Here is a 21,119-nt window from a genome sequence, read left to right on the forward strand (position 1 = left end):
TCAAACTCAGTTGTGACTTATTTCACAAAATCTGAGTGCTACGTTCTCTGTCTAGCCTGTCTTTCAGGTGATCCAAAAATAGCTTTGTTCGTGTATGTGAGTAGTCAAGCTTAGGGTAGTACGCGTAAACCATCACTTCGTCGGCCGTTATATTTGGCAAGACTGGAACTAATGTCCCTTGTTTTAGATCTTCTTTGATCATTGCTTTGATGGTTAAAAGCACGCCCATTCCTCGCTTTGCCGCATGAAACAAAGCCTCAGGGTTGGTAGTCGCGAAGTTTCCATTCAACGTGATTCGTTGACCTTTAGTGAGTGTCACTTCTCGAGTCGGACGCTCTCCCCAGATTAAGGAATTATGCTGCTCTAAATCTTGTTCGCAGGTGGGGTAGCCGTGTTTGGCGAGGTAACTCGGTGCGGCATAGAACCCCGCTTTGTGCTCAAACAAGGGCGTTTTCTTGAAGCTTAAAGAGTTGAGCTGTTCCAATTCTCGACTGATCACAAGATCCAATCCAAGCTCAGGTAACTGTCCTGAAGTGGTGGTGATGAGTTGTACCTTGATATCTGGGTATTTTTCTAAGAAGTCGTCCATGTATTGCACGAGAAACTTAGAGCCAACAGCAATGGTTGCCCCTATTTTTAGCAGGCCTGCTGGTGTTTGGTTTACTGAGCGAGTCTCGTCAATAATCGACTGCCAATTATCGAGCTGATCTTTGGCTCGCAGGTAAAAAAGTGCGCCTGCTTCGGTTTGGCTAATTGAGCGAGTCGTGCGCTTTAATAGTTGAGTGCCAATGCGCTCTTCTAGCCAGTTCACTCTTTTGCTGATCGCTGAACTGGTGGTATTCAGTTTACGTGCGGCTCCATTGAAGCTGCCTTCTTCTACTACTCTTACGTAGCTTTTTACATTAAGAATCCAATCCATATTATTTCCTGCTAGGACTTAATCAAATTCCAATTTGGTTAATTATCAATTACTGGTTTTGAATATAGACTTATATCATGAACAAATAACAAACGAACAGGGAATTTTTTGAGCCAATCGACCTTTAAAAAAACGCCGTTACTCTTAGCGATGATGATCATTGCTACGGGACAAGTGGGTGTGAGTATTTACCTCCCATCATTGCCATTAATTGCTTCTGACTTAAGTGTTACCCAAGTGGATGTGCAACTGCTCGTTACACTGTTTCTTGTGGGTTTCGGTTTGTCGCAGCTATTTTATGGCCCAATGTCTGATGCCGTGGGAAGACGACCTATCTTCTTGTTGGGTCAAGGTGTTTATCTGATTGGTACCATCGTTTGTTTTGCATTTTCTGACAATATGACCGCTTTAGAAGTTGGCCGCTTGTTGCAAGGTCTAGGCGCGGGCAGTGCTTCGGTGCTCGGGCGTAGTGTTCTTAGGGACAGTTATGATGGCCCTCAACTCACTAAGGCGCTGTCTTATATTTCAATAACAGCTTCTATCATGCCGATTATTGCGCCAGTGTTTGGTGGTTGGATCTCGTTTCATCTAGGCTGGCAGGCGGTGTTCCTGTTTGTTCTATTGTATTTATTGGCCATATATATTCTCGGTTACTTTGTGTTGCCCGAGACACTACCTTACGGAAAGAGTCGTTTTGAAGTCAGCCAAGTAGTGAAGAACTACGGGCGCTTGTTGACCAACCGCCAAGTGATCAGCAGCGCGAGTTATAACTGGATGAGCTATATGGCGAGCCTAGTGTCGTTATCTTTGTTCCCATTCTTAATGCAAGAACAATTAGGCCTGACAGCCGCTGAATATGGCTCTTTGATGATTGTTCCTTCGGCAGGATTGTTGATCGGCAGTGTGGCGTTGAACTTACTCAATCGTAGGTTTAGCACTCCGCAATTGATGAGTTTAGCGATTTTGATCGTGTTGGCGTCAGGTACTTGGTTATTAACACATGAACTATCCATCTTTAACCTAGTGTGGGCATTTACTTGGCTAGCGATAGCGCAGGGTATCTCTTTCCCTCTATCGATCAGCATGTTGTTGGAACCGCATAAGAAGCAAGCGGGTGCGGTGTCTGCGCTGTCGGGCTCCATTCAAATGTGTTTGGCGGGCTTGTTAGGTGGGTACTTAGTTGAAAGCTGGGTCACGACTCACCTACAGCTTGGCGTGTTCTACCTGATTATTGGTGCGGGTATGGGTTCTGTATTATGGTCCTCAAGTCGAGCCAACAAAAAAATCGCCTCTGCAGCAATAGAGTATAGCTAGATAGGTTTTATACTTACACGCTCTAGTTAAAGCGTTGTATTTGTGTTGATGGTTTCCTACAATACTTCGGTCCATTTAATAGGTGTAAAACATGCAGCAAAATGAATTTGAAGTACTGGTAAAAGCGATCTGCGTACTGGATGGCTTGCCTCAAGCGCTCGAGCTATTGAAATCCAACGAGGATACTGAAGTCGCTGAGGCTGCAGAATCACTGACTGGTCAATTTGCGTTAGCTGAAGTTGACGGCGAAAAGCGTATTTACCACGTGACGCTTCAAGAGAATGAACAAGGCGAAGAGCAAGAGTACATCGAACACGTTATGAACGAAGGCGATGACTTAATCAAATTTGCAGCTTGGTTCTTCGAGACAATGTTCGAATTAAAGCAAAAAGATACGTACCAGATTGCTGGTAAAACTTACAGACAGCCAAAGCGTAGCTAGTGTTATAACAGCTTCGTTTGAAAGGTATCTTTAGAACTAACGGTTTTTTAGAACTCAGCCTTTTTCTAAAAGCAGCTTATTGAGCTGCTTTTTTATTGCGTTCTATTTATAAACTCATATGTAATCTAGGAATTTAATTACATGAAAGTGTGATGTAAGTCTTGTTTTTGGGCGCTTTAAGTGTAGAATCCGCGCATAAGAAAATTGATTATGTGCGGAGATAAGCATGAATTACGAACTAGGCCACGCATACCTTGGCCAAATGGTAGCAAAAAACATGATGCACGAAGCATTGTATGGCAAGTCAAAGCCAAAAAAACCATCGTTCTTTAAACGAATGATGAAGAAAATGTCTAAGTAAGCATTTTTTAACGGAATTTTAAAAGGCCTTAAACTCAATGAAGTTTAAGGCCTTTTTCGTTTAAGCAATTGATGACATTCAACGCTCTTTTTTATTGTGGATGGACACAAAAAATCTTTTAACTTATTCAGCGATCTTCGGAGATCAACTGGCTGATTGGTTAGATAAATCGACAACGTTGTTTGGAATGGAATCTAGACCATTTTCTTTCATCCAAGCTTCTAAGTTGTCTGCTCCGCCAATGTATTTACCATCAAGCCAGATTTGAGGTACGGTGACTGGTGTTTTTTCACCAATGTGCGCTTTTACTTCTGGGATCATGCGATATAGAGCGGCGCTGTCTTTCACGACATCGTGGTATTGGTACTCAACACCCGCTTCATCAAGCATTTTCTTTGCTTTGACGCAGAATGGGCATGTCGCTTTCCCGTAAACAATGTTGCCTTTCAGGCTGTCTCGTTTCGTCCACTCTTTGATTACTGATTGAACTAACACTCCACGATTGAGTGCTTCGCCTTGGCTAACAACCTTGCCTTCAACGACAAGAATCGGCGCATGCCAAGAACCCAGCTTGAGTGGTTCCCACCAATGAGATAACCAATCTTTCACTTCCAGTTCGACATCGACATCGGCTAATTCATTCTCAAAAGTGTCCTTAAGAATGTCTTTAGTAAGGGTACATTCTCCACATGGGATATTGACTTTAAATGGACCCCAGCTGCCTGCCCAACGGTATAGTGTAATCTTGACTGGTTTCTTCATGGTTACGACCTCGTTTAAAATTCTCTTATCAATATAGAACGGACAGTAGCGTTATTTATTTCACTCGCTTTAAACTTTCTTCGATTTCGACGGTCTTTTTGTTTCCCAGTGGGTAATAAAAGCAACTGACGCAATAATAATAGCGGCTCCTAGCCATAAACGACCAGGTGGAATCCAACTAAATACGATCCAGCCTGCTAATACATTGAGTGGAAGCTTCGCGTGGTCAAATGGTTGAACAAAAGAAGCATCGGCTACGGAGTACGCTTTTACAATTGCCCATTGTGCAAGGGCAGTCATTACGCCAATGACCACTAATATTCCCCAGATAGTGCCACCGCTCGGGGTTTGCCAATCGGGCACAGCAAGAAGAAGATTAAAGGGTGTGATTAAAAGAAGAAGGTAAACCACCATGGTCGATGGGCTGTCTTGCGATGACAGCTTTTTCACCATTAGAGAGTAGCACGCCCAAAAGAATGCAGCGCCAACAGGCAGTAGCGTTGCCCAGCTAAAATCTTCTGCCCATGGTTCCAAAATGACCATAGCACCGATGAAGCCCGCTAAGGTAGCACCCCAACGAGCTGCGCCTACTTTTTCTTTTAAGAAAAGCCCGGATCCGATAGTCGCAAAAAGTGGTGAAGTCATAAGAAGAGCAATACCTTGCCAAATCGGCACAGGGTAAGCCAGCGCCCAAATCCACAGCTGAATACCAATAACTGATAAGAAGACTCGGAACACGTGCAATTTTAGATTATCGGTTTTTAGCGCGCGGCGAATCCCTAACGTTTTAAGGTAAGGCAGAATAGCAAGCAACGCGATAGCGTATTGAATGACGGCGACGGTGGTAGAAGTAAGTCCGAAATGAATGCTAGCGATTTGAGTAAGGCTGTTAATGACAGCAAAGGCTAAACCAGCGGTTAGCATCCAGCTAGCGCCTTGAATCGGATGGTGTTGTGACATGATGCTTCTAATTCTTTGATGTGGTTTGTGTATGATACGGATTTACCACGATGAAACCAGAAAAAGCATTGATGAAGTTGGTCAGAATATTTGAATATGAAAAAAGGTTGAGCGATTGCCCAACCTTTTTAGCGTCTATCTAAAGTAAATTTAGATTAGAAGTCGTAGCGTACACCTAGGCGAAGTGTGTCTTCACCTTCAGTTGTTAGACCTGTAATTGGATTTTTCTTTTCGTCCAAGCCATTGATGTAGTATGCAAGGTATGTACGGAAGTTGCTGTTTAGCTTGTAGTAGCCTGCAAGCTCGATGCCGTCAACAGAGTCTGCTGTAGAGCCGTTTGCTGCTTCGTCTTCTTGGTACGTGTACACTACAGCAGCAGAAAATTGGTTAGTTAATTTATACTGTGCTGCGAATTCCATTGCAGTGAACGACTCAGTATCTGCACCAACTGCTTTATCGTTTGAGTCACCTGTTGAGTATGTTGCGGCTAGGTAAAGGTTATCTAGAGAATATGCTAGGCCCGCAAGGATTTGGTTTGCGCTACCGTTACCTGCACCTAGATCCTCGCCAGAATATGCAAGGCCAAGATCTAGACCGAATGGCAATGAATACACACCAGAAATGCCGTAGCCGTCTGAGTCTTTTTCACTATTTGCTTGGTAAGTCGCTTCTAACTGAAGTGCGTCAAAGCCACCGCGGTATGCAAATACGCTATCTTCTTTGTCAGAAGCTGCGTCGATTACTTGCTGAACACCAGAGAACTCAGTGATATCCGTAAAGTCAGATACTATTACTGAAGCCATGTCTTGGCGACCGACAGAAAGTGCTTGGCCATCGAAATCAACACCAGCGTACATGTAACGGTTATTAAACTCACTGTCACCAGTGCTTTGCTCTGCTTCGTAGAAACCGAATGCTGTTACAGTATCTGTAAGTTCTGTTTTACCACCAAGGTTTAAACGGAAACGAGTTTTATCTTCCATTGTACCTTCAACTTCAGCACCGCCTGAACCAATGAAATCACCACGGAACTCTGCACGACCACCAATTTTAAGCTCAGTACCATCAGAGCTGTAAACCGTTGCTGCTAGAGACGAACCTGAAACTAGTGCTGCTACCACTGCAGAAGCTAGAACTGCCTTTTTCATAATCACTTACCTTGTATTTTAAAATCCGTGAGCAATGTGCTCTCCGTTTCGATATGAAGCTAATTTAGAGCAGATAAATTAAGCTTTCATTTCTATAAAATTACATTTCTGTGAATAGGGAACTTTTTTACATGTTGATTTTATTGCACTTTTATTTCAATCGGCTGAGTAATTAGTGAATAGTTATACAAGTTTAGGCGCTTTTCTATTGGTCCGTTTAAGTTTTGATTAGCGGTTTGTTCGCGGTAGTTGAACTGCAATGAAGGTAGATGGTGAACTCTTGTCGCCGAATAACAGTTTGTGCTGGTGGTTATATCCTCTATGATGCAAAAACTTCAAAGCGAATAGATTCTGATCAACAGGACGGAGAGGTTTCATGAAAACAGAGTACTTAGGTGATGTTTTACAAGGTAGACAGGTTATTGGCTCCTTGAATGTGGACGACCTACCCACTGGGGAACATCAGTTTTGGTTCCAAGTGACCAGCGATGGGTTAGGGCAACCGAAAAATATGCCAGTGTCTGTTTTTAAAGGAAGCCAAGATGGGCCAAAGTTGATGATCACCGCTGGTATTCATGGTGATGAGTTGAATGGCGTGTTGGCTGCTCAACAAATTATCAGAGATCTCGTTGGCAAGAACCTAACTGGCACCGTGACTATTGTGCCTACGGTCAACCTGTCTGGTTTGTTAAATCATAGCCGCGATTTTATCTCTTCTGATCCGGGCTCATGTCCAGCTAATCTTAATCGACTTTTCCCTGGTGATGCACATGGTTTAGCTGCCGAGCGTTTTGTGGCTTCATTATGGGAGCGCTTACTCAAGCACAATGCAACGTTCGCGGTTGATCTTCATACCCAAACGCGCGGCGCGGTTTATCCTCTCTATGTTTTTGCTGATTACCGGATTGATCAATGCTTAGAGATGGCGAGATTAATGCAACCCGATTGCGTGCTCAATGACCCAGGCGACCCAGGTATCTTAGAAACAGTATGGAATCGAAGTGGTATCCCAAGTATCACGGTCGAAGTAGGGATGGGTAAGGTTACTCAACCTGACATGATTCAAAGGGCGGTCGACGGCGTGTTTAATATGTTGTCTTACTATGAGATGTCCGAGGCTGTCGGTGAGAAAATAACAGAGCCTAAGCAACTTCCCGATCTTGATTGGATCGAAGGCAACAATGTTGTGTCTATTCGTGCCGATATCGGTGGTTTTGTTCTACCTCAGGTTGAACTCCTACAAAGCGTAGAACAAGGTGAATTGTTAGCGATTCAATATGATGCATTTGGTAACGAATGCCGTCGCTATCACGCGCCGTCTTCAGGGCGCGTACTTAGCTATAATGTGGATGCATTAAGGGAGCCGGGGGCGCTTGTTTGTCGCTTATTGAGCTAGGCCTAAGTTAGAAAGTCGCTTCATCATACCGTCATTTGAAACGCGTAAAAAAAGACCGAGCAGAGCTCGGTCAAAGGACAGTTGTCTAGAGTTAACACGTCTTTGGACTCTTCGACATAACTGCTCTTAGAGTAACGAGATTAAATTAAGAACCCATTGCGAGATGGTGACACTTCGACTGCTTTTTTGTTTCAAAAATAATATGGGAAAACATCATCTTAAGCTCATGAAAAAGCCGACTTCGAGTTACGCTAGTCGGCTTTTTATTCTCTTCTCTTTCGAATCTTTATCTCTATCTAAACCTGATTAAAAAGCATCATCCACAATATCTTTTAGTCGATCGTAAGGTACATAGCCCGGTAGCACCTGATCATTCATCATCATTGTTGGCGTTCCTGTTAAACCCAGAGCGCTAAAGGTTTGATGGTTGGTCATTAGCGTGTTCTTTTGTTCACCTGTAGTGTCCAACTGGGCTTCTGTTCCTGTTTTCTTCGCCACAGCTTGTAGTGAAGATTTTGTGTGGCTACCACTTTTTGCCATCAGCAGTCTGTTGACTTCAGGGAAGGCTTCTGGATTATCTTTCCATACTTTCATTGCGTATAGAGCCGCATTGGTATCAAGGCCATCTACTTGTTGCTGCTTAAATGACAAGTACACATTGACGATTTTGATATCACTATTTTCAGAAGCTAATTTCACTAAGCCTTTCTCTAAGCGTTTACAGAAAGGGCAGTTGTAGTCAGTAAAGTTAACGATGACTGATTTTCCGTCAGGGTTGCCCGTGATTGGGTGAGCGTCATTGTTATACAACCAATCGTGACTCTCTGCTTGAGCTTTCTTTGCTTGCGCTTGGCCAGCTACGTACTGCTCTAAACTTGTATGCAGCCCTGAAATCGTAGAAGGGTTCTCCTTCAGGAACTGGTTAATTTCTTCGAGTTGCTGGGTTTGTTCTGTGCTTAACTCAGCGAAGGCACTTGTGCTCATTAGTGAGCCTAAAATCAGTGTGCTAATCAGATGTTTTTTCATGTTGTTTATTCTCTAATTCTTGATAATCGTGAGCGCGTTTTGGGTCGCGCTCACGGTATTATTGTTTGTTAAATTGGCTTTAATCGGTTCATTTGCTCTGCTCTGTTTTTCTTAGTGAGCGAGTTATGCAAAGTAGGTTCTTAACCACAGGCCGATAGGGGAAGTAACGCCGGTTGCGATACTGCTAATCTTTCCATCTTTGATGATGACAATACTTGGCGTGACATTGACTCCCCAACTTCTGCTGATCGATCCAGAGAGATCATTGATAACAGGGAAGTCATACTCTTTGGCGTCTAAGAAGCGCTGAACACGTTCGTCTGGGCCAGATGAAAGTGCGACAGAAACTACTTGATGGGAGTCGCTGAAGCTATTAACCGTCGGGCTCACCAATTTGCACGCGCTACACCAAGTCGCCCAAAAATAGACAATAACGGGCTTACCGCTTTTGCTTAGCTCGATAACATCAATATCCTCACCTTGGATCGACTGACCCACGATTGGAATCGCGTCTCCTTGAGGCATGCTTCTGCTGTGGTAAAAATCCATGGCAAACGAAACCACGCCAACGATCAGTATCATTGAAACGAGTTCCTTTCCCCATTTCTTAAGACGGCTTGGCTTTTTGGTTTCAGCCTTTACAGCGTTGTCTTCAGCTGAGCTAGGCCTTTGTTCATTGTTGGGCGTCTTCATCAATTATCTCGCAGCGTCGATGGCTTGAATAACAGTGTCACTGTCTAGAATCACGGGTAATGGAATACCATTTTTATAGCTCGGGCCATAAACGATATTAAATGGCACACCAAATCGCCCATTACTTTGTAAGTATTGAGTGACACTTTCACTTGGTGTTGTCCAATCGCCTTTCATCAAAACAATGTCTTCTTGTTGCAGGTGGCTGTAGACAGGATCTTGAAGAATGACGCCAATTTTGTTGGCTTTACAGGTGATACACCATTCAGCAGTCACGTCGACAAAGACGGTTTTTCCTTCCTCGACCAACTGAGGGATTTGTTTCGCATCCAGTTTCTGCCAATCAAGGTTATCGACAATTGGCGTTGCCCAGTTATCAGCGGTAACACTACCGACGATCAATGCAGCACCAAATACCAAGGTTGTGGTTGCCACGATAGGAATCAGTACCTTGCGCCCTAATTTCATGCCAATCCAAATTAGCACTGAAACAACGATAAACAGTGACAACAAGATGGTTGGGAACTTGCCAATGAATGGGCTCAGTAGGCTTGTTAACCACAGACTGGTGATGAACATCATTAAGCCGAATACCAACTTAACTTTGAACATCCACGCGCCCGGTTTTGGTAGCAATTTAGTTAGGCTTGGGAATAACGCGAAGATCAACCAAGGTGCACTCATACCAATGCCGAGTGCGATAAAGATAGCCCACAACTCTTGGTAGCTTGCTCCAAGCGCATAAGCTACTGCGGTTCCTAGGAATGGAGCGCTACAAGGCGTCGCCAATAGTGTCGCAAACATGCCTTGGATAAAGTGACCGGAATGTGAGTCATCGCCTTTGGTTGCCATCCAAGTGTTTAAGCCTGACGGAAGCCTGAATTCGAATAGACCGAGTAGGTTAACTGAGAACAGTAGGGTAATGATCAGCATGAACCCGATGAACCAAACATTTTGGAACTGGATTCCCCAACCAATCGCATTACCACCCATTTTCAGAACGGTCATACCTAGAGCTAACAGCGCAAACGAAGTGATAACACCGGCAGCAGATGCTAGGAATGAGAGTCGGATGTGGCGATTTGAAGCACCTTGGTTCTGAATGATGCTGTTTAGCTTCATCCCTAACACGGGTAGAACACACGGCATGATGTTGAGGATTAAACCGCCCACTAACGCAAAGCCAAGCATGACTAGAAAGCTGTTGTTGCTTGTTTGGTAAGCTATCGGCTCTGACCCAACTTGCGCGGTCATCTCTTCGGCAAAGTTAGTATCTGAAACGGTAATACTCACTGTGCGATCCGTTAAGTCGACCTCGCCGATCCAGTTACTCACATCGAATACTGCGGTCATTGTATTGTCTGTGATGTGGACGGTTGGTGGAGAGAAGAAGTCATCAAGCACTTCTTGTCCATCAATCAATACCATCGGTTTATCCCAGCCTTCCTTACTTGTTAGCTGAGTCACCAGTTGTTGTTTGCTTTTATCCCAGAATAGGCCGTTCACTGAAGTGCGGTTAGCTTCTCGTGGAGATTGGCTCATGCCTTGATTGAACAAGAACATCGCTTCTTCATCGAGCTCTAATGTTTGCGGATCAATCGGCAGCTCGATGTCGTAATCGGTTAACACACAGATATTGGTACACGACGGAAAGGTGAACGACGCCTTGAACAGTGCTGGCTTTGTGTTGTCTTTCAGTGTCAACGTAACGGGAAAGCTGACGTGTTTTTTGTAGCCTAACGTCATCACGTCGAGTTGTTCGTAGTACTTAGGGATCGGCCAATGCCACTCTACCGATTCTATGTTTGTTGAACCAGACCAATCCCAACTTGGCGGGATACCACCTTCGCCGGGGCTACGCCAATAGGTTTTCCAATCGCCGTCGAGAACGACATCCAGCACGGTTTGAATCTTAGAACCGTCGTCCGATTGTTCACCCGTCGACATCATTCGCATCTTGACTGGTGGATGTTCAGGCACGCTGAGCCAGCCCGTCGTCTGTGCCAAAGCAGTAAATGACGTCATAACCAAAAGGGCAGTGACTAGCGTTTTCGCGCATGTACGCATGCAGAATGCCAACGAATCGACAAACTTAGTTAGTAGTGTGTTGTACACAAATGTATCTCCAAAAAATAAATAAAAGGGTGTAGTAGCCCGGTTATTTACTCTCTAAATATACAGTGCTTTAGATGTAAGCGGTGTTTTGTAGGTCGAGAAGAGCGATGGTTATCTCTAGACAACCTCGATATGTGAGGTGATAGGCTGTACGCAACAGCAATAAACAGGATAAAAGGAATCAGCCAACCTGTTTTAGGTGTCGCGAAGGTGAGCATTTTTGAGCTTAGGCTACACGCGCTAGAGTTTGGCGCTGACAGAGTTTTAGAAGCTTCTGTACCAAAAACGCTAGCATAGAGCTCAGACATTTTATCGAAAGATGCGACGATTGCTTGTGGGTGGCTGGTTTCTGCACCGACAAGTATTGATTGTCCAATTAAGGGAGCTGAAGAGGTTACTTTGTTTGCAGACAGCGTACTCGCCAGACAGGTTACGATAACAAGTCCGGTAAGGAACAGCGCCCAAAGCGAATGCTTTTGTCGGCGGTTCTGTTTAGATAAGAAAAGTAATGGTGTATTCAGCAAATCAGTCAGTATTCGAATCAGTTAGTCGTTAGTCGCTCAAGCGAGCTCGTTGAATTGTGGCTAGCTTAGATAACTTTACTCTGAGCTACAAGTCATAAAATTGTCAAAGCAAAAGGGATGCATAAGTGCCAAACCTTGCGAGTGAGGCATCAAGTATCGGCTTAAGTTCATAATAATTTGTTCTTTTTCTCTGACCGCTGTTTTTCTCATCAACGTGACTCTATTTATCACCAAAGTAGTCGTTTTCTAATCAAGATAACCGTTTTTTAACTAAGGGACTTGTTTCTAACAAAGGTGACTGTTTCTAGCTAAGGTGACTTTTTTAGCCAGATAACTTTTTCCAAGTAACGGTTTTAAGCGCCTGTTGCGCATATGTGAGGGGCAGCTTGGTTCTGTTTGAAAAAGATTAAGTAAATAGCAGGCACAAAAAAGCCCAATTGCTCGTTAGAAACTGAATTGGGCTTTTTCCATCAGAGCTTAGTGCTCGAAACTCAAAGGCTTTGCTCGGTTTACTTAGTGAGTACGACGTGGGCCGTTGCGAACTAAGTCTTTACCATTTTCGAATACTTCTTTAGTGATCCAGCGAGCAAGCAAAACCTTGTGGCTGCTGTTGAATACTGCAACGAAATGACGACCATCAGAGTTATTGGTTGCCATACCTACGCCTTCAACGCCTTCAAGACCTAAGCCACCCGCTTCCACTGAAATTAGGAATTGTTCTAGCTCTTCTAGCGTCTCAATAATATCAAGTTCGTTGTTCATTTTATGCTCTCTTGCTGTGTGCCAACATCGGATTTTAGGCGTTTTAGTACATGCGCCCGAGAAGAAGTATTGGCCGTTGTTCTTTGTTGGTTGCGTACTTTACAGGTCATAAGAGGGGATTGGAACTCTCAAATATTAGATACGAGCTGATATTTTGCGATTTTTTAACATAACATACGTTTAAATGCTTGTTATCCATATTCTTTTTACTACTATTTAGAGGGTCAATTTAGACATTAATAGGAATTAATATGATGAAGGTTTGGCGTTGTCTATTTTTAATGTTGGCGTTTGTCGCATTCGGAAGTTTTGCGCAAAGCGTGGAAAAAATAGCAGTAGCACAAGATCAGTTAATGCTCGATCTGGCAACACTAGAAACGGCGCACGATGCTGAAAAACCCTTTCTTGAAGATATATTAAGGCGTAAGAACCAAGCCTTACGCGAAGAGATCTTTTCACAGTTGTCGTCAGATAAAAAAGAGGGGCTTGATGTCACTCTTGCTCAGCAGGTTGAACTCTTACAAAAATTGCTGTCATTGAATGAAGTTAAAATTATCTCAATGAGCAAAGAAAACCGTTCGGCTGAAGGTGATGTTAAAAAACGTCTTGAGTTACGCATTCAGAAACGAATCGGGATGATGGATGTCTATTATCAGCAGCTTGCTAAGACATTAGATTGGTCGAAAGAGCGCGGTGTGGATGTAGCTGTACCGGAAGGTGAACTTAAAACGGCACTTGTTGGTCGTTCTAAATATCTGACTAATGCCATTCTTTACACCGACACACAGCGACAAGATCTAGAAGCGCGCCTGTCTTTCGTCAGTGAAGAAGAGAAAGCGGTCATTAAAAAGGAGCTTGAACGATTCAGCGAGCGAACCAGTGTTATGGTGGCGAGCTTAGAAGAGACCATCACGTTAATGGAACCGTATGGCGTGGATGTGACCTCTTACAAGCGTGTGCTTTTGGCAACGACGGGTGATATCAACGCTGACGTGTTGGATGTTGATGTCGCACTTGAACTGCTCGATGGTTGGTTACGTTCGTTCAGCTCATGGGCTTTCGAAAATACCCCTTCTTTTATCGTTAAACTCGCTCTGTTTCTCGGTATTTTGTATATAACTCGCCTTATTGCTAACGTCGCTCGCAAGACCGTTCGTAAGAGTGTCTCGCACTCTAAAATGGACTTCAGCGTACTGATGCAGGATTTCTTTGTATCCATCGCATCCAAAGCAGTCGTGTTTATAGGTTTGCTGATTGCCCTGTCTCAAATAGGGATTGAGCTAGCACCACTATTAACGGGTTTCGGTGTTGCGGGTGTCATCATTGGTTTTGCATTGCAAGATACGCTGTCTAACTTTGCGTCAGGTTTGATGATCTTGATCTACCGCCCTTATGATGTGGGTGACATGGTTAAAGTTGCTGGTGTGCAAGGCACAGTAAAAGACATGAGCTTAGTATCGACAACCGTCCAAACCATTGACAACCAACGTTTGGTTATTCCGAACAACAAGATCTGGGGTGACGTTATTAACAACATCACAGCAGAGCGTGTGAGACGTGTGGACATGGTGTTTGGCATTGGTTATTCCGATGATATCGATAAAGCAAAAGCGGTATTGAATGACATCATTATTGCTCACCCTCTAGTACTTAAAAAGCCAGAGCATATGATCAAGCTCCATACGTTGAATACATCTTCTGTTGATTTCGTAGTAAGACCTTGGGTTAAAACCGACGATTACTGGGATGTGTATTGGGATGTGACGGAAACCGTGAAGAAACGCTTCGATGAAGAAGGCATCACGATTCCATTCCCTCAACGCGATGTACATGTTTACAATCACGAAGAGAGCTAATCCAAAAAGAATTAACTACGGCTTAAGGTCGATTTTTTCTTGATGTGAAATTAAATGGACGCTGAATAAGCGTTCATTTTTATTGGCTGTCAGTTTATATTGAGCTTCATTCTTTTATGTCACTTCACCCACCTTAGAATTACGTTATGATGGGGTAGGCTTAGTTTGGACAGTTGAAATCGAATGGATGATTCACAGCAAAAAACGAATACTAGAAATACAACGGTAAGAAAAGCGACCCGAATTGAAAGCGTCATGAACTCTGCGATGTGGCATTTAACTCAGCGAGATATGACGGAAAGCGAGTTGATTGCGAAGCTCAAAGTGAAAACCGACAATCAAGAGTGGATCGATGAAACTCTAGGAACTCTGAAAGGCTTTGGGTATCTCAAATCTGACCAAGTGTTTGCAGAACAATTTGTGGAACAAGCGTTCTCGGGTGAATTTGGTTCTCGATATATTGTCGAAAAACTGAAGAAGAAGGGCCTGACGGACTCAGTGATTTCTGATGCAATCCATAAGGTGTCTTTTGAAAAATCTATTGATGAACAAACTATCTTGATAGACCGAATCAACCATTACTACACAAGCTTTACCATGAGTCGTGAAAAGCTAGTCGCCGCACTGCAAAAGCGTGGTTTTAGCTATCAGCAAGTAAAAGTTGCGATTGACCAGCACTCACAAGCACATGAACTAAAAAGTAATATCCAAATCAAGGCTGAGAAAGCAGATTTGGAGAAAGAAGTACTCAAGTACGCTCGTAAGGGCAAAGGCTTGACCGCGATTCAGCAAGAGCTCAGACAGCGAAAAATCGACACGACTGAATTGCCACAATTGGTCGACCGATTAATTAACGAAGAGCAGCTAGATTTTTACTCTTCTTGTTTAGAACAATTGCAGAAGAAATCTTATGATCTTAAAGATCACAAAGAGCGTTCAAAGGCCTATGCGATGTTGAGCCGTAAAGGCTTCTCTTCTGACGAGATCAAGTTCGCTTTGAGTGAAGGCAACGAGTAGCGGGTGCTATTGAGTTCAGGCATACGTAACGGGATAAGTATCTAGCCTTAAAACACCGAAGCTTCAGACATATCCGTTCAAATATGTAGTAGCTTCAGATAGATAGTTAAAGGCATCTAACACTTTGTTTTAGCGTGTCGCGTGCATGCTTTCTGCAATACCTAGTCCATTACGCAACGCGAACTGAAGAAGGTCATTGTGGTTGTTCAAATCGAGTAATCCAAGCATTCTGTACTTATGTGACTCTATAGTTCGAGGACTTAGGTGGAGCTGTTCCGCACATTCTTTCGCACTTAGGCCTTGGGCAATAAGTGCCAAAACCTTGGTCTGTTTTTTCGTCAGCAATAACAGTTTGTCGCTGTCGTCTTCTAAACGGTTTTCAGTTTGTTTCAGTGTTCTTGCTAAGGTCGAATGTTGCCAGTAACAAAGCCAAACTTCACAGACCAACTTCAGGCGTTTGATATCTTCTAGGTCGAAGTTGGTATCAGTGTCATGGAAGTTGGTGAAAGATAGTGCTCCCCAACGTTGATTAAAGAGCTGTAGAGGTATGATGCAGTGCCATCGGCCGCCTTCTTTATACAGTTGCTTTAATACGTAATTCTGAGTGTTCTTAAGCTCGTCTTTCGAGAATGCGAGATAAGTTTCGTTGGTCTTTAGCAACTTCAAATAATCAAGATAGTTGCCACCAATGAGGCTCTGTTTATTGACTGGTGGGATGTGTTTTTTGGATACGGAGAATGTTTTGCCATCTTCGACCAAAACCATTGAATTTGGGTAAAGTGTCAAACGATCAATGCCAAACCAATCAAGCACATCAAAGCTCGCTTCTGACCAAGTGGCTTGAAAACACTTAGGATCACTATTGATGAGGGTCGAGGATTGCTTCATCAATAACTGTTCAAAACTTAGGTTAGTAGCAGACACATCTTTCCTTTAGCAATATATTCATCAGATTAATATCCCGAAGACTATGCGTTCGTAAAGCACAGTGCAAGATAAGATGTTTACATTTTCGAGTGGTTCTAATTTTCGTTTTTTTATAACTCTTTAATCTAAATATTAGGATGATAAGCGGTAGATCTACTGCATTAATTGAACAGTGTTTTTTAATAAAATCGGGCATTTATACAACCGAGTAAACACTGTGATAAGTTTAAGGGCGTTACTGAGTATTTCAGTCTCGATACTGACTTTTTTTCATCCTACTGCAAGCGCGAACGCATCCCCAATGTTTGTGTATGCGCAGTCACCTATTCATTCAAATGTGCTTTCAACACAACTTCGTTCTGCTCAGCCCAAAAGGGTGGGGACTATTGAGTTCAAGTCCTCTTATACCCAAGCCAGTATATGGGCACACACGAGTGCGTATTCGCTCGACTATTATCAAAACCAGTCAAATATTGCGATTGAGTGGCAAGCATCTCCAATTTGGAAAACCGAGCTGGATTATCGAGTTGTGACTGCAAAAGATAATGGTTTAGACAGCTTTGTGATGGGTTTTCACGATCTGTTTGGTATTGGGCAAAATGGCCGTGATGAAGTGGCGGAAGATCAGTTCACCATGGGTTTTCATAATGCAGGTGTGCATGTGTCTGACTTTGAGGGTGATGATTTGACCAATGCGCTGACTTTTTACAATGAGCTTCTGTTGCATTCTAGAGGGCCGATGTCGCTCTCTGCTGGTGGCTCTTTATTTTACAACAACGTAAAAAGTGGCCAGTTTGCCAGAACTAGCTTCGAACAAGGCGTCCAACTTAACTACAGCTTTATCACTTTAAGACATAACTTTTTTTCAACGGTAGGTTTGGTTCACCGTAACGGTGATGACTACCTAGTTAGTTTAGAGGGTTTCAGCGCAAGTTGGGCATTAGGGTATGAGTATATGTTTAATGCTCGGCACAGTTTGTTAGTTGAGTCTTTAAATTATCAAGGGTGGGCAACGGATGAACCAGATTTCTCAGAACCTTCCAATGAAGTGGTTGTTGGTTATCGATATCGTTTTAATCAACTCGCCATTGAAGCTTTAATGATCGAAAACATCCGTAATATGGACAACAGCACCGACATTGGGTTTACGCTCGGCTTGCGCTTCTCTATATAAAAGCCATATCAACATATCATTATGTAATTTAATTCACCAAAACTATAAAATTTTCAGTAATTTTACGGTATATCAATATACGAAATTTTTGAACAATAGCACCACTCCAAAAGGCCGGATTAACAAGGCCAAATCAATATAGACAGGTAGTGGTTATCATGAAAAAGACATTAGTAGCACTTGCGATTGCGAGCATCTCAAGTTCAGCTTTTGCTGTAAACACAAGCAGCCAGAACAGCCAAAACGAAGACATGTTTGCATTCGATTCAATGCACAAAGATCAATTCTCAGTATCAGGCTCTTTCGGTGTTGGTGGTTACTACGACACGGGTTCTAAAGCGTTCTACGATGACTGGGCAACGGGTCTTACTCTTGCCGTAAACTACCGTAACAACCGTATTGTTGGTTACTTCGAAACTGACATGATGGTGAACTACACGACAGACAATAACGTTTCAGCGAATGATTCAGCTAACTACAAGTGGACAAACGGTATCGATACGGGCCCTGCAACAGATGTAGATAAAGCGTGGCTTGGTTTTGACACTGGTTTCGGTATCGCTTCATTCGGTTGGGAAAACGATACAGCACTAGATAAAGTTGATGGCGCAGGTGACAACACTTACGAGTTTGGCGCTTCTGCTGGTGATGCTTCTGACGGCTTTAACGTTGTTAAATTCCAAGGTGCAACAAGCGGCATTGCTTACGGTATCTCTTACTTCGAAACGAAAGACTCTCGCAACGATGAAGGCTTCGACAAAGGCGTGAACGGTTACATCGGTCTAGAGCAAGAAGTGTTCAACCTATACGCAGGTTACGAAAACCGTGATTACGAAGCTGATTATGAAGTTTACACGGTAACAGGTAACTTGAAAGTCGGCGCTCTTAAGTTAGGTGTGAACTCTTGGATTGAAGAGAGTGACTCTGTTAAGAACACAGGTTACTACGTTTCAGGTGGCTACACAGTTTCTGAAGACCTAACAATCGCAGCGGGTTACGCATCAAGCAACAACGAACTTGACGGCCAAGCGGATGTAGACGCTTCTTACATCAACATCGCTGCAATGTACCGTATCTCTGATAACGCTGACATGGGTATCGATATCAAGCAAGATCTAGACGGTTACCGTATAGGCGAAACTAGCGCGCAATACGACGAAGAAACACACGTATTCGCAGCAGCTTATTACTACTTCTAAGAGCTTTGAATTTGATTGCTATGGTGTAATCGCTTGCCCGGTCGTTACGCCATATTCTCTTCTTTATGCAGTTTAAGCATCCACAAATCGACATGTGGTATGCCACTCAAGTGTTATGAGTGGAATTATTATTTGGAGAAATGTAATGGTTAAGAACATTACTGCCAAGGGTGTTATTTACGGAAATGATACCCTGTTTACATGTAAACCGAATCGAAACGGACTATTTGAATTGGCACGTAAACATGGAAGAGTTGCAGGTACTCGCCCACAAGATCTCAAGAACAAGGTTTATGCTGAATCTCTTGATGAAGCTTGGAAATTACTCAAAACAGAGAAGTTTTATATTGTTTTGACGGGGCAGGTATTTGGCATTCATCGAAAATCACTAAGAAGCGCTGATTCTGTTGATGTTGAGTTTGATACTGAAACTCGCTCGGCATGTGTCACGGTATAGATCCAAAGCTGAATAAAAAAGGACGATAGATTATCGTCCTTTTTCCGTTTCAGTCTTGAGCTCAACCTTGCTTACAGAGGCTCAAACACATTCTATCGACTGTTATTGTTGACTATTGTTATTATCGACCGTATTGCCCAACGATAAATTGCTCAAACTCATCACACATCTTGTTGTTTGATTCATCATTATTCGCCAACTCTGTCGCCCCATCCACGATCGATATCTTTGCATTTAAATCGGCGACTGGCGCGCGTTTTCTTGTCGACAGCTGTTTAATCTTTTGCTCTTCAATAGCCCAAGCTTCTTGCGGTGATAAGTTACACTCGTCAGCGAGATATTTGGCATTAAAACCTTCCCCAGTCAGGCTTTCGATTGTACCGTTATGGTTCACGCTATTGCCTTTATGCCAATAGTGTTTCGCCAACAAAGGCCCGATCTCTGGGTTATCTGTTAAGTAACCAAACTTGTCGGTGAAATAAGCACGTGTTTGATACACCGCCATGTGAGCCAATAGATAACCTTGGTATGAGCAAGATGCTTCATCAGACAATAAGTGAGGGATCGCCATCAGTGGACGAGGGCTGCAAGCCAATCCAAGAATTGCCTTTTCACTGCTACGAGCAAGTGTCGTGATTTTTTCCGGCGTGAGGTCTTCATCAGCTAATTCGTACAGCGCTCGCTCGAAATATGGAACCACAAGAATGCTGCGCTCTTGGTAAGCTCGAAAGGGCTGTTTGTTGTCGATGATGGCTTTAATTAGATCATCTGGCACAGGTTGCCCGTCCGCATTTAGCGCGTACTGTTTTAGCCAATCAGCGTCATTTAACAAGCTGTCGCAGAACATGGATTGTGTTTCAGCATAAGCCATTGAAGTCGGCGCGAACTCTTGAGAGAAACAAGGTGCGTTCATTTTTACGTTAGCAAAATGCGCGGCGTGACCACCTTCGTGAAATAGCGTGTTAATCCCATCATAGCCACTGCCTATTTGATCAGGCTTAGCGTTGCTAGTGAAATTAACTTGAGCCGCAACCCAAGCATCTTGGTCATAGAAAGAAGGGATAGGGCCATGACAGAAACCGTTAGGGTATTTTCCTTTGCGATCAAGCAAATCGAGTTTCAATGTCGCTTGAGAGTATTCAATGTTGAGGCGACCAAAAGACTCTATCCAGCGTCTCAGTGATTTTGAGAAGGGAACATACGGGTCTAAGTCATTCATAACATCACCAGCAAAAGAGTAGGTGAAATTATGAGCTTCGAGTGCACTTTTTCCTTTCTGCTTAGCTAAATTCGCTAGGCTTTGTTGATGGCTGTCACGCGTACGTGCGTCGAAGTCGTCTAAGATCGTAAACAGTTGCTCTGTTGTCATCTGTTCAGTTTTAACTACTGAGTAATCAAAAAAGGTGTTGAAACCCAGTGACTGAGCAAATTGGTTACGCTTTTTGATGAGCTCAATGAAACCATTCACCAATAGCCACTGTTCTAAATCGAGCAATGTTTGGTGTGCAGAAAGCCTGACCTTTTCATTACTATTGGTTCTAACTGTTGAACCTAGAACGGGCAACGAGCCTTCTGTTTCTTCACCCGCCTCATTGACGTAAGTCATTACGTGATTTTGTTTTTTCTCAAACAGATCGGCTTCGAATTTGATGAGGTCGGCTTTCAGTTTCTGAGATTGTTGAGACTCGATCGCGTGAGATTTAAAGGTTGCTAACCAGCCATTTAGTCCAGTCAATGTGCTCTCTTTTTCTTCCACGTCTTGAATTTCGTCAATGGCAGAAATGTGCTTTTCGATAGTGGTTATCTGTTCAGCCGCGCTAAGAAATTCGGTCCACTGAGTTTGCGCTTGTGTTGACCCATTATGGTCGTCACTTATCCCCATGTAAGTATCCCAAAAGAAGTCTTCTTTGGCTTTATGAGTTGCAAGATACTTTAGATTTAATTCGTTGAGATAGTTCGTAGCAGTCATGATATTCCTTGAAAATAACGCTTGAATTTCAAGATTATGACACATTCATAAGGTGTATTGTGTGACAAAACATATAACTGAATGCAAGTCACAGCATA

The 21,119-nt window shown here is 43.3% G+C and carries 20 protein-coding genes; 9 read left to right on the top strand and 11 right to left on the bottom strand.

All coding sequences use genetic code 11. The annotated features are described in order from the left end of the window. Positions 1-22: 22 nt before the first annotated feature. Positions 23-919, bottom strand: a complete 897-nt coding sequence (locus AC3CKG_RS21670; protein ID WP_065104543.1) for a LysR family transcriptional regulator — start codon at positions 917-919, stop codon at positions 23-25. A gap of 108 nt (positions 920-1,027) precedes the next feature. Between AC3CKG_RS21670 and AC3CKG_RS21675 the strand changes: the two genes are divergently transcribed. The 3 genes from AC3CKG_RS21675 to AC3CKG_RS21685 all read left to right on the top strand — a co-directional run bounded on the left by AC3CKG_RS21675 (position 1,028) and on the right by AC3CKG_RS21685 (position 3,036). Continuing rightward, positions 1,028-2,233 (top strand): multidrug effflux MFS transporter, encoded by a 1,206-nt coding sequence (locus AC3CKG_RS21675; protein WP_065104544.1) that lies wholly within the window; start codon positions 1,028-1,030, stop codon positions 2,231-2,233. Positions 2,234-2,324: 91 nt separating this feature from the next. Then, entirely contained in the window at positions 2,325-2,675 is a 351-nt protein-coding gene (locus AC3CKG_RS21680) for a hypothetical protein (RefSeq protein WP_017105643.1), read from the top strand. A 226-nt stretch (positions 2,676-2,901) separates the two neighbouring features. After that, positions 2,902-3,036 (top strand): hypothetical protein, encoded by a 135-nt coding sequence (locus AC3CKG_RS21685; RefSeq protein ID WP_017109040.1) that lies wholly within the window; start codon positions 2,902-2,904, stop codon positions 3,034-3,036. Positions 3,037-3,180: 144 nt separating this feature from the next. Here the strand turns inward: AC3CKG_RS21685 and AC3CKG_RS21690 are convergent, their stop codons facing one another. The 3 genes from AC3CKG_RS21690 to AC3CKG_RS21700 form a co-directional block, all read right to left on the bottom strand. Continuing rightward, on the bottom strand, positions 3,181-3,798 hold the full coding sequence (locus AC3CKG_RS21690; RefSeq protein WP_017109041.1) for a glutaredoxin domain-containing protein: 618 nt from the start codon (positions 3,796-3,798) through the stop codon (positions 3,181-3,183). Between the two features lie 69 nt (positions 3,799-3,867). Further along, positions 3,868-4,758, bottom strand: coding sequence for a DMT family transporter (locus AC3CKG_RS21695; RefSeq protein ID WP_488529333.1), 891 nt, complete (start codon positions 4,756-4,758; stop codon positions 3,868-3,870). A 155-nt stretch (positions 4,759-4,913) separates the two neighbouring features. Continuing rightward, positions 4,914-5,906 (bottom strand): porin, encoded by a 993-nt coding sequence (locus tag AC3CKG_RS21700; protein ID WP_488529334.1) that lies wholly within the window; start codon positions 5,904-5,906, stop codon positions 4,914-4,916. Between the two features lie 376 nt (positions 5,907-6,282). Here AC3CKG_RS21700 and AC3CKG_RS21705 point away from each other — a divergent pair, with 376 nt between their 5' ends. After that, positions 6,283-7,302 carry a succinylglutamate desuccinylase/aspartoacylase family protein gene (locus AC3CKG_RS21705; protein WP_488529335.1) on the top strand — a complete coding sequence of 340 codons (1,020 nt, stop codon included), beginning with the start codon at positions 6,283-6,285 and terminating at the stop codon, positions 7,300-7,302. 306 nt (positions 7,303-7,608) lie between these two features. Here the strand turns inward: AC3CKG_RS21705 and AC3CKG_RS21710 are convergent, their stop codons facing one another. The 5 genes from AC3CKG_RS21710 to AC3CKG_RS21730 form a co-directional block, all read right to left on the bottom strand. After that, the gene (locus tag AC3CKG_RS21710; RefSeq protein WP_488529336.1) at positions 7,609-8,328 is read right to left on the bottom strand and encodes a DsbA family protein; all 720 of its coding nucleotides are present in this window, start codon (positions 8,326-8,328) and stop codon (positions 7,609-7,611) included. A gap of 123 nt (positions 8,329-8,451) precedes the next feature. Continuing rightward, a complete protein-coding gene (locus tag AC3CKG_RS21715; RefSeq protein WP_102340534.1) occupies positions 8,452-9,021 on the bottom strand; it encodes a protein disulfide oxidoreductase in 570 nt (189 codons plus the stop codon). Between the two features lie 3 nt (positions 9,022-9,024). Next, positions 9,025-11,088 (bottom strand): protein-disulfide reductase DsbD family protein, encoded by a 2,064-nt coding sequence (locus AC3CKG_RS21720; RefSeq protein ID WP_488529968.1) that lies wholly within the window; start codon positions 11,086-11,088, stop codon positions 9,025-9,027. A 95-nt stretch (positions 11,089-11,183) separates the two neighbouring features. Further along, positions 11,184-11,660, bottom strand: coding sequence for a hypothetical protein (locus tag AC3CKG_RS21725; RefSeq protein WP_488529337.1), 477 nt, complete (start codon positions 11,658-11,660; stop codon positions 11,184-11,186). A 513-nt stretch (positions 11,661-12,173) separates the two neighbouring features. Beyond that, positions 12,174-12,422, bottom strand: a complete 249-nt coding sequence (locus tag AC3CKG_RS21730; RefSeq protein WP_017105653.1) for a hypothetical protein — start codon at positions 12,420-12,422, stop codon at positions 12,174-12,176. Between the two features lie 251 nt (positions 12,423-12,673). Between AC3CKG_RS21730 and AC3CKG_RS21735 the strand changes: the two genes are divergently transcribed. Next, positions 12,674-14,278 carry a mechanosensitive ion channel family protein gene (locus tag AC3CKG_RS21735; protein WP_065104550.1) on the top strand — a complete coding sequence of 535 codons (1,605 nt, stop codon included), beginning with the start codon at positions 12,674-12,676 and terminating at the stop codon, positions 14,276-14,278. A 183-nt stretch (positions 14,279-14,461) separates the two neighbouring features. Then, positions 14,462-15,295 (top strand): RecX family transcriptional regulator, encoded by an 834-nt coding sequence (locus AC3CKG_RS21740; RefSeq protein WP_372175613.1) that lies wholly within the window; start codon positions 14,462-14,464, stop codon positions 15,293-15,295. A gap of 129 nt (positions 15,296-15,424) precedes the next feature. Here the strand turns inward: AC3CKG_RS21740 and AC3CKG_RS21745 are convergent, their stop codons facing one another. Beyond that, positions 15,425-16,219, bottom strand: coding sequence for a response regulator transcription factor (locus tag AC3CKG_RS21745; RefSeq protein WP_102313847.1), 795 nt, complete (start codon positions 16,217-16,219; stop codon positions 15,425-15,427). Positions 16,220-16,523: 304 nt separating this feature from the next. Here AC3CKG_RS21745 and AC3CKG_RS21750 point away from each other — a divergent pair, with 304 nt between their 5' ends. The 3 genes from AC3CKG_RS21750 (at position 16,524) to AC3CKG_RS21760 (ending at position 19,052) form a co-directional block, all read left to right on the top strand. Beyond that, positions 16,524-17,396 (top strand): DUF3187 family protein, encoded by an 873-nt coding sequence (locus tag AC3CKG_RS21750; RefSeq protein ID WP_065104552.1) that lies wholly within the window; start codon positions 16,524-16,526, stop codon positions 17,394-17,396. Between the two features lie 158 nt (positions 17,397-17,554). Then, positions 17,555-18,595: a porin family protein gene (locus AC3CKG_RS21755; RefSeq protein WP_099165751.1), complete on the top strand. Its 1,041-nt coding sequence runs from the start codon at positions 17,555-17,557 to the stop codon at positions 18,593-18,595. Positions 18,596-18,740: 145 nt separating this feature from the next. Further along, complete coding sequence (locus AC3CKG_RS21760; RefSeq protein ID WP_102280590.1) at positions 18,741-19,052, top strand: hypothetical protein; 312 nt, start codon at positions 18,741-18,743, stop codon at positions 19,050-19,052. Positions 19,053-19,173: 121 nt separating this feature from the next. Here the strand turns inward: AC3CKG_RS21760 and AC3CKG_RS21765 are convergent, their stop codons facing one another. Next, complete coding sequence (locus AC3CKG_RS21765) at positions 19,174-21,021, bottom strand: M3 family metallopeptidase (RefSeq protein WP_372205174.1); 1,848 nt, start codon at positions 21,019-21,021, stop codon at positions 19,174-19,176. Between the last annotated feature and the right edge of the window lie 98 nt (positions 21,022-21,119).

The sequence above is a fragment of the Vibrio sp. QJM3NY_15 genome (genome assembly GCF_057785995.1).

Coding starts and splice junctions, on each gene's coding strand:
- AC3CKG_RS21765 (WP_372205174.1), bottom strand. CDS start 21,021: ATGACTGCTACGAACTATCTCAACGAATTAAATCTAAAGTATCTTGCA.
- AC3CKG_RS21685 (WP_017109040.1), top strand. CDS start 2,902: ATGAATTACGAACTAGGCCACGCATACCTTGGCCAAATGGTAGCAAAA.
- AC3CKG_RS21715 (WP_102340534.1), bottom strand. CDS start 9,021: ATGAAGACGCCCAACAATGAACAAAGGCCTAGCTCAGCTGAAGACAAC.
- AC3CKG_RS21730 (WP_017105653.1), bottom strand. CDS start 12,422: ATGAACAACGAACTTGATATTATTGAGACGCTAGAAGAGCTAGAACAA.
- AC3CKG_RS21680 (WP_017105643.1), top strand. CDS start 2,325: ATGCAGCAAAATGAATTTGAAGTACTGGTAAAAGCGATCTGCGTACTG.
- AC3CKG_RS21735 (WP_065104550.1), top strand. CDS start 12,674: ATGATGAAGGTTTGGCGTTGTCTATTTTTAATGTTGGCGTTTGTCGCA.
- AC3CKG_RS21705 (WP_488529335.1), top strand. CDS start 6,283: ATGAAAACAGAGTACTTAGGTGATGTTTTACAAGGTAGACAGGTTATT.
- AC3CKG_RS21755 (WP_099165751.1), top strand. CDS start 17,555: ATGAAAAAGACATTAGTAGCACTTGCGATTGCGAGCATCTCAAGTTCA.
- AC3CKG_RS21700 (WP_488529334.1), bottom strand. CDS start 5,906: ATGAAAAAGGCAGTTCTAGCTTCTGCAGTGGTAGCAGCACTAGTTTCA.
- AC3CKG_RS21690 (WP_017109041.1), bottom strand. CDS start 3,798: ATGAAGAAACCAGTCAAGATTACACTATACCGTTGGGCAGGCAGCTGG.
- AC3CKG_RS21710 (WP_488529336.1), bottom strand. CDS start 8,328: ATGAAAAAACATCTGATTAGCACACTGATTTTAGGCTCACTAATGAGC.
- AC3CKG_RS21695 (WP_488529333.1), bottom strand. CDS start 4,758: ATGTCACAACACCATCCGATTCAAGGCGCTAGCTGGATGCTAACCGCT.
- AC3CKG_RS21750 (WP_065104552.1), top strand. CDS start 16,524: ATGTTTGTGTATGCGCAGTCACCTATTCATTCAAATGTGCTTTCAACA.
- AC3CKG_RS21760 (WP_102280590.1), top strand. CDS start 18,741: ATGGTTAAGAACATTACTGCCAAGGGTGTTATTTACGGAAATGATACC.
- AC3CKG_RS21740 (WP_372175613.1), top strand. CDS start 14,462: ATGGATGATTCACAGCAAAAAACGAATACTAGAAATACAACGGTAAGA.
- AC3CKG_RS21670 (WP_065104543.1), bottom strand. CDS start 919: ATGGATTGGATTCTTAATGTAAAAAGCTACGTAAGAGTAGTAGAAGAA.
- AC3CKG_RS21720 (WP_488529968.1), bottom strand. CDS start 11,088: ATGCGTACATGCGCGAAAACGCTAGTCACTGCCCTTTTGGTTATGACG.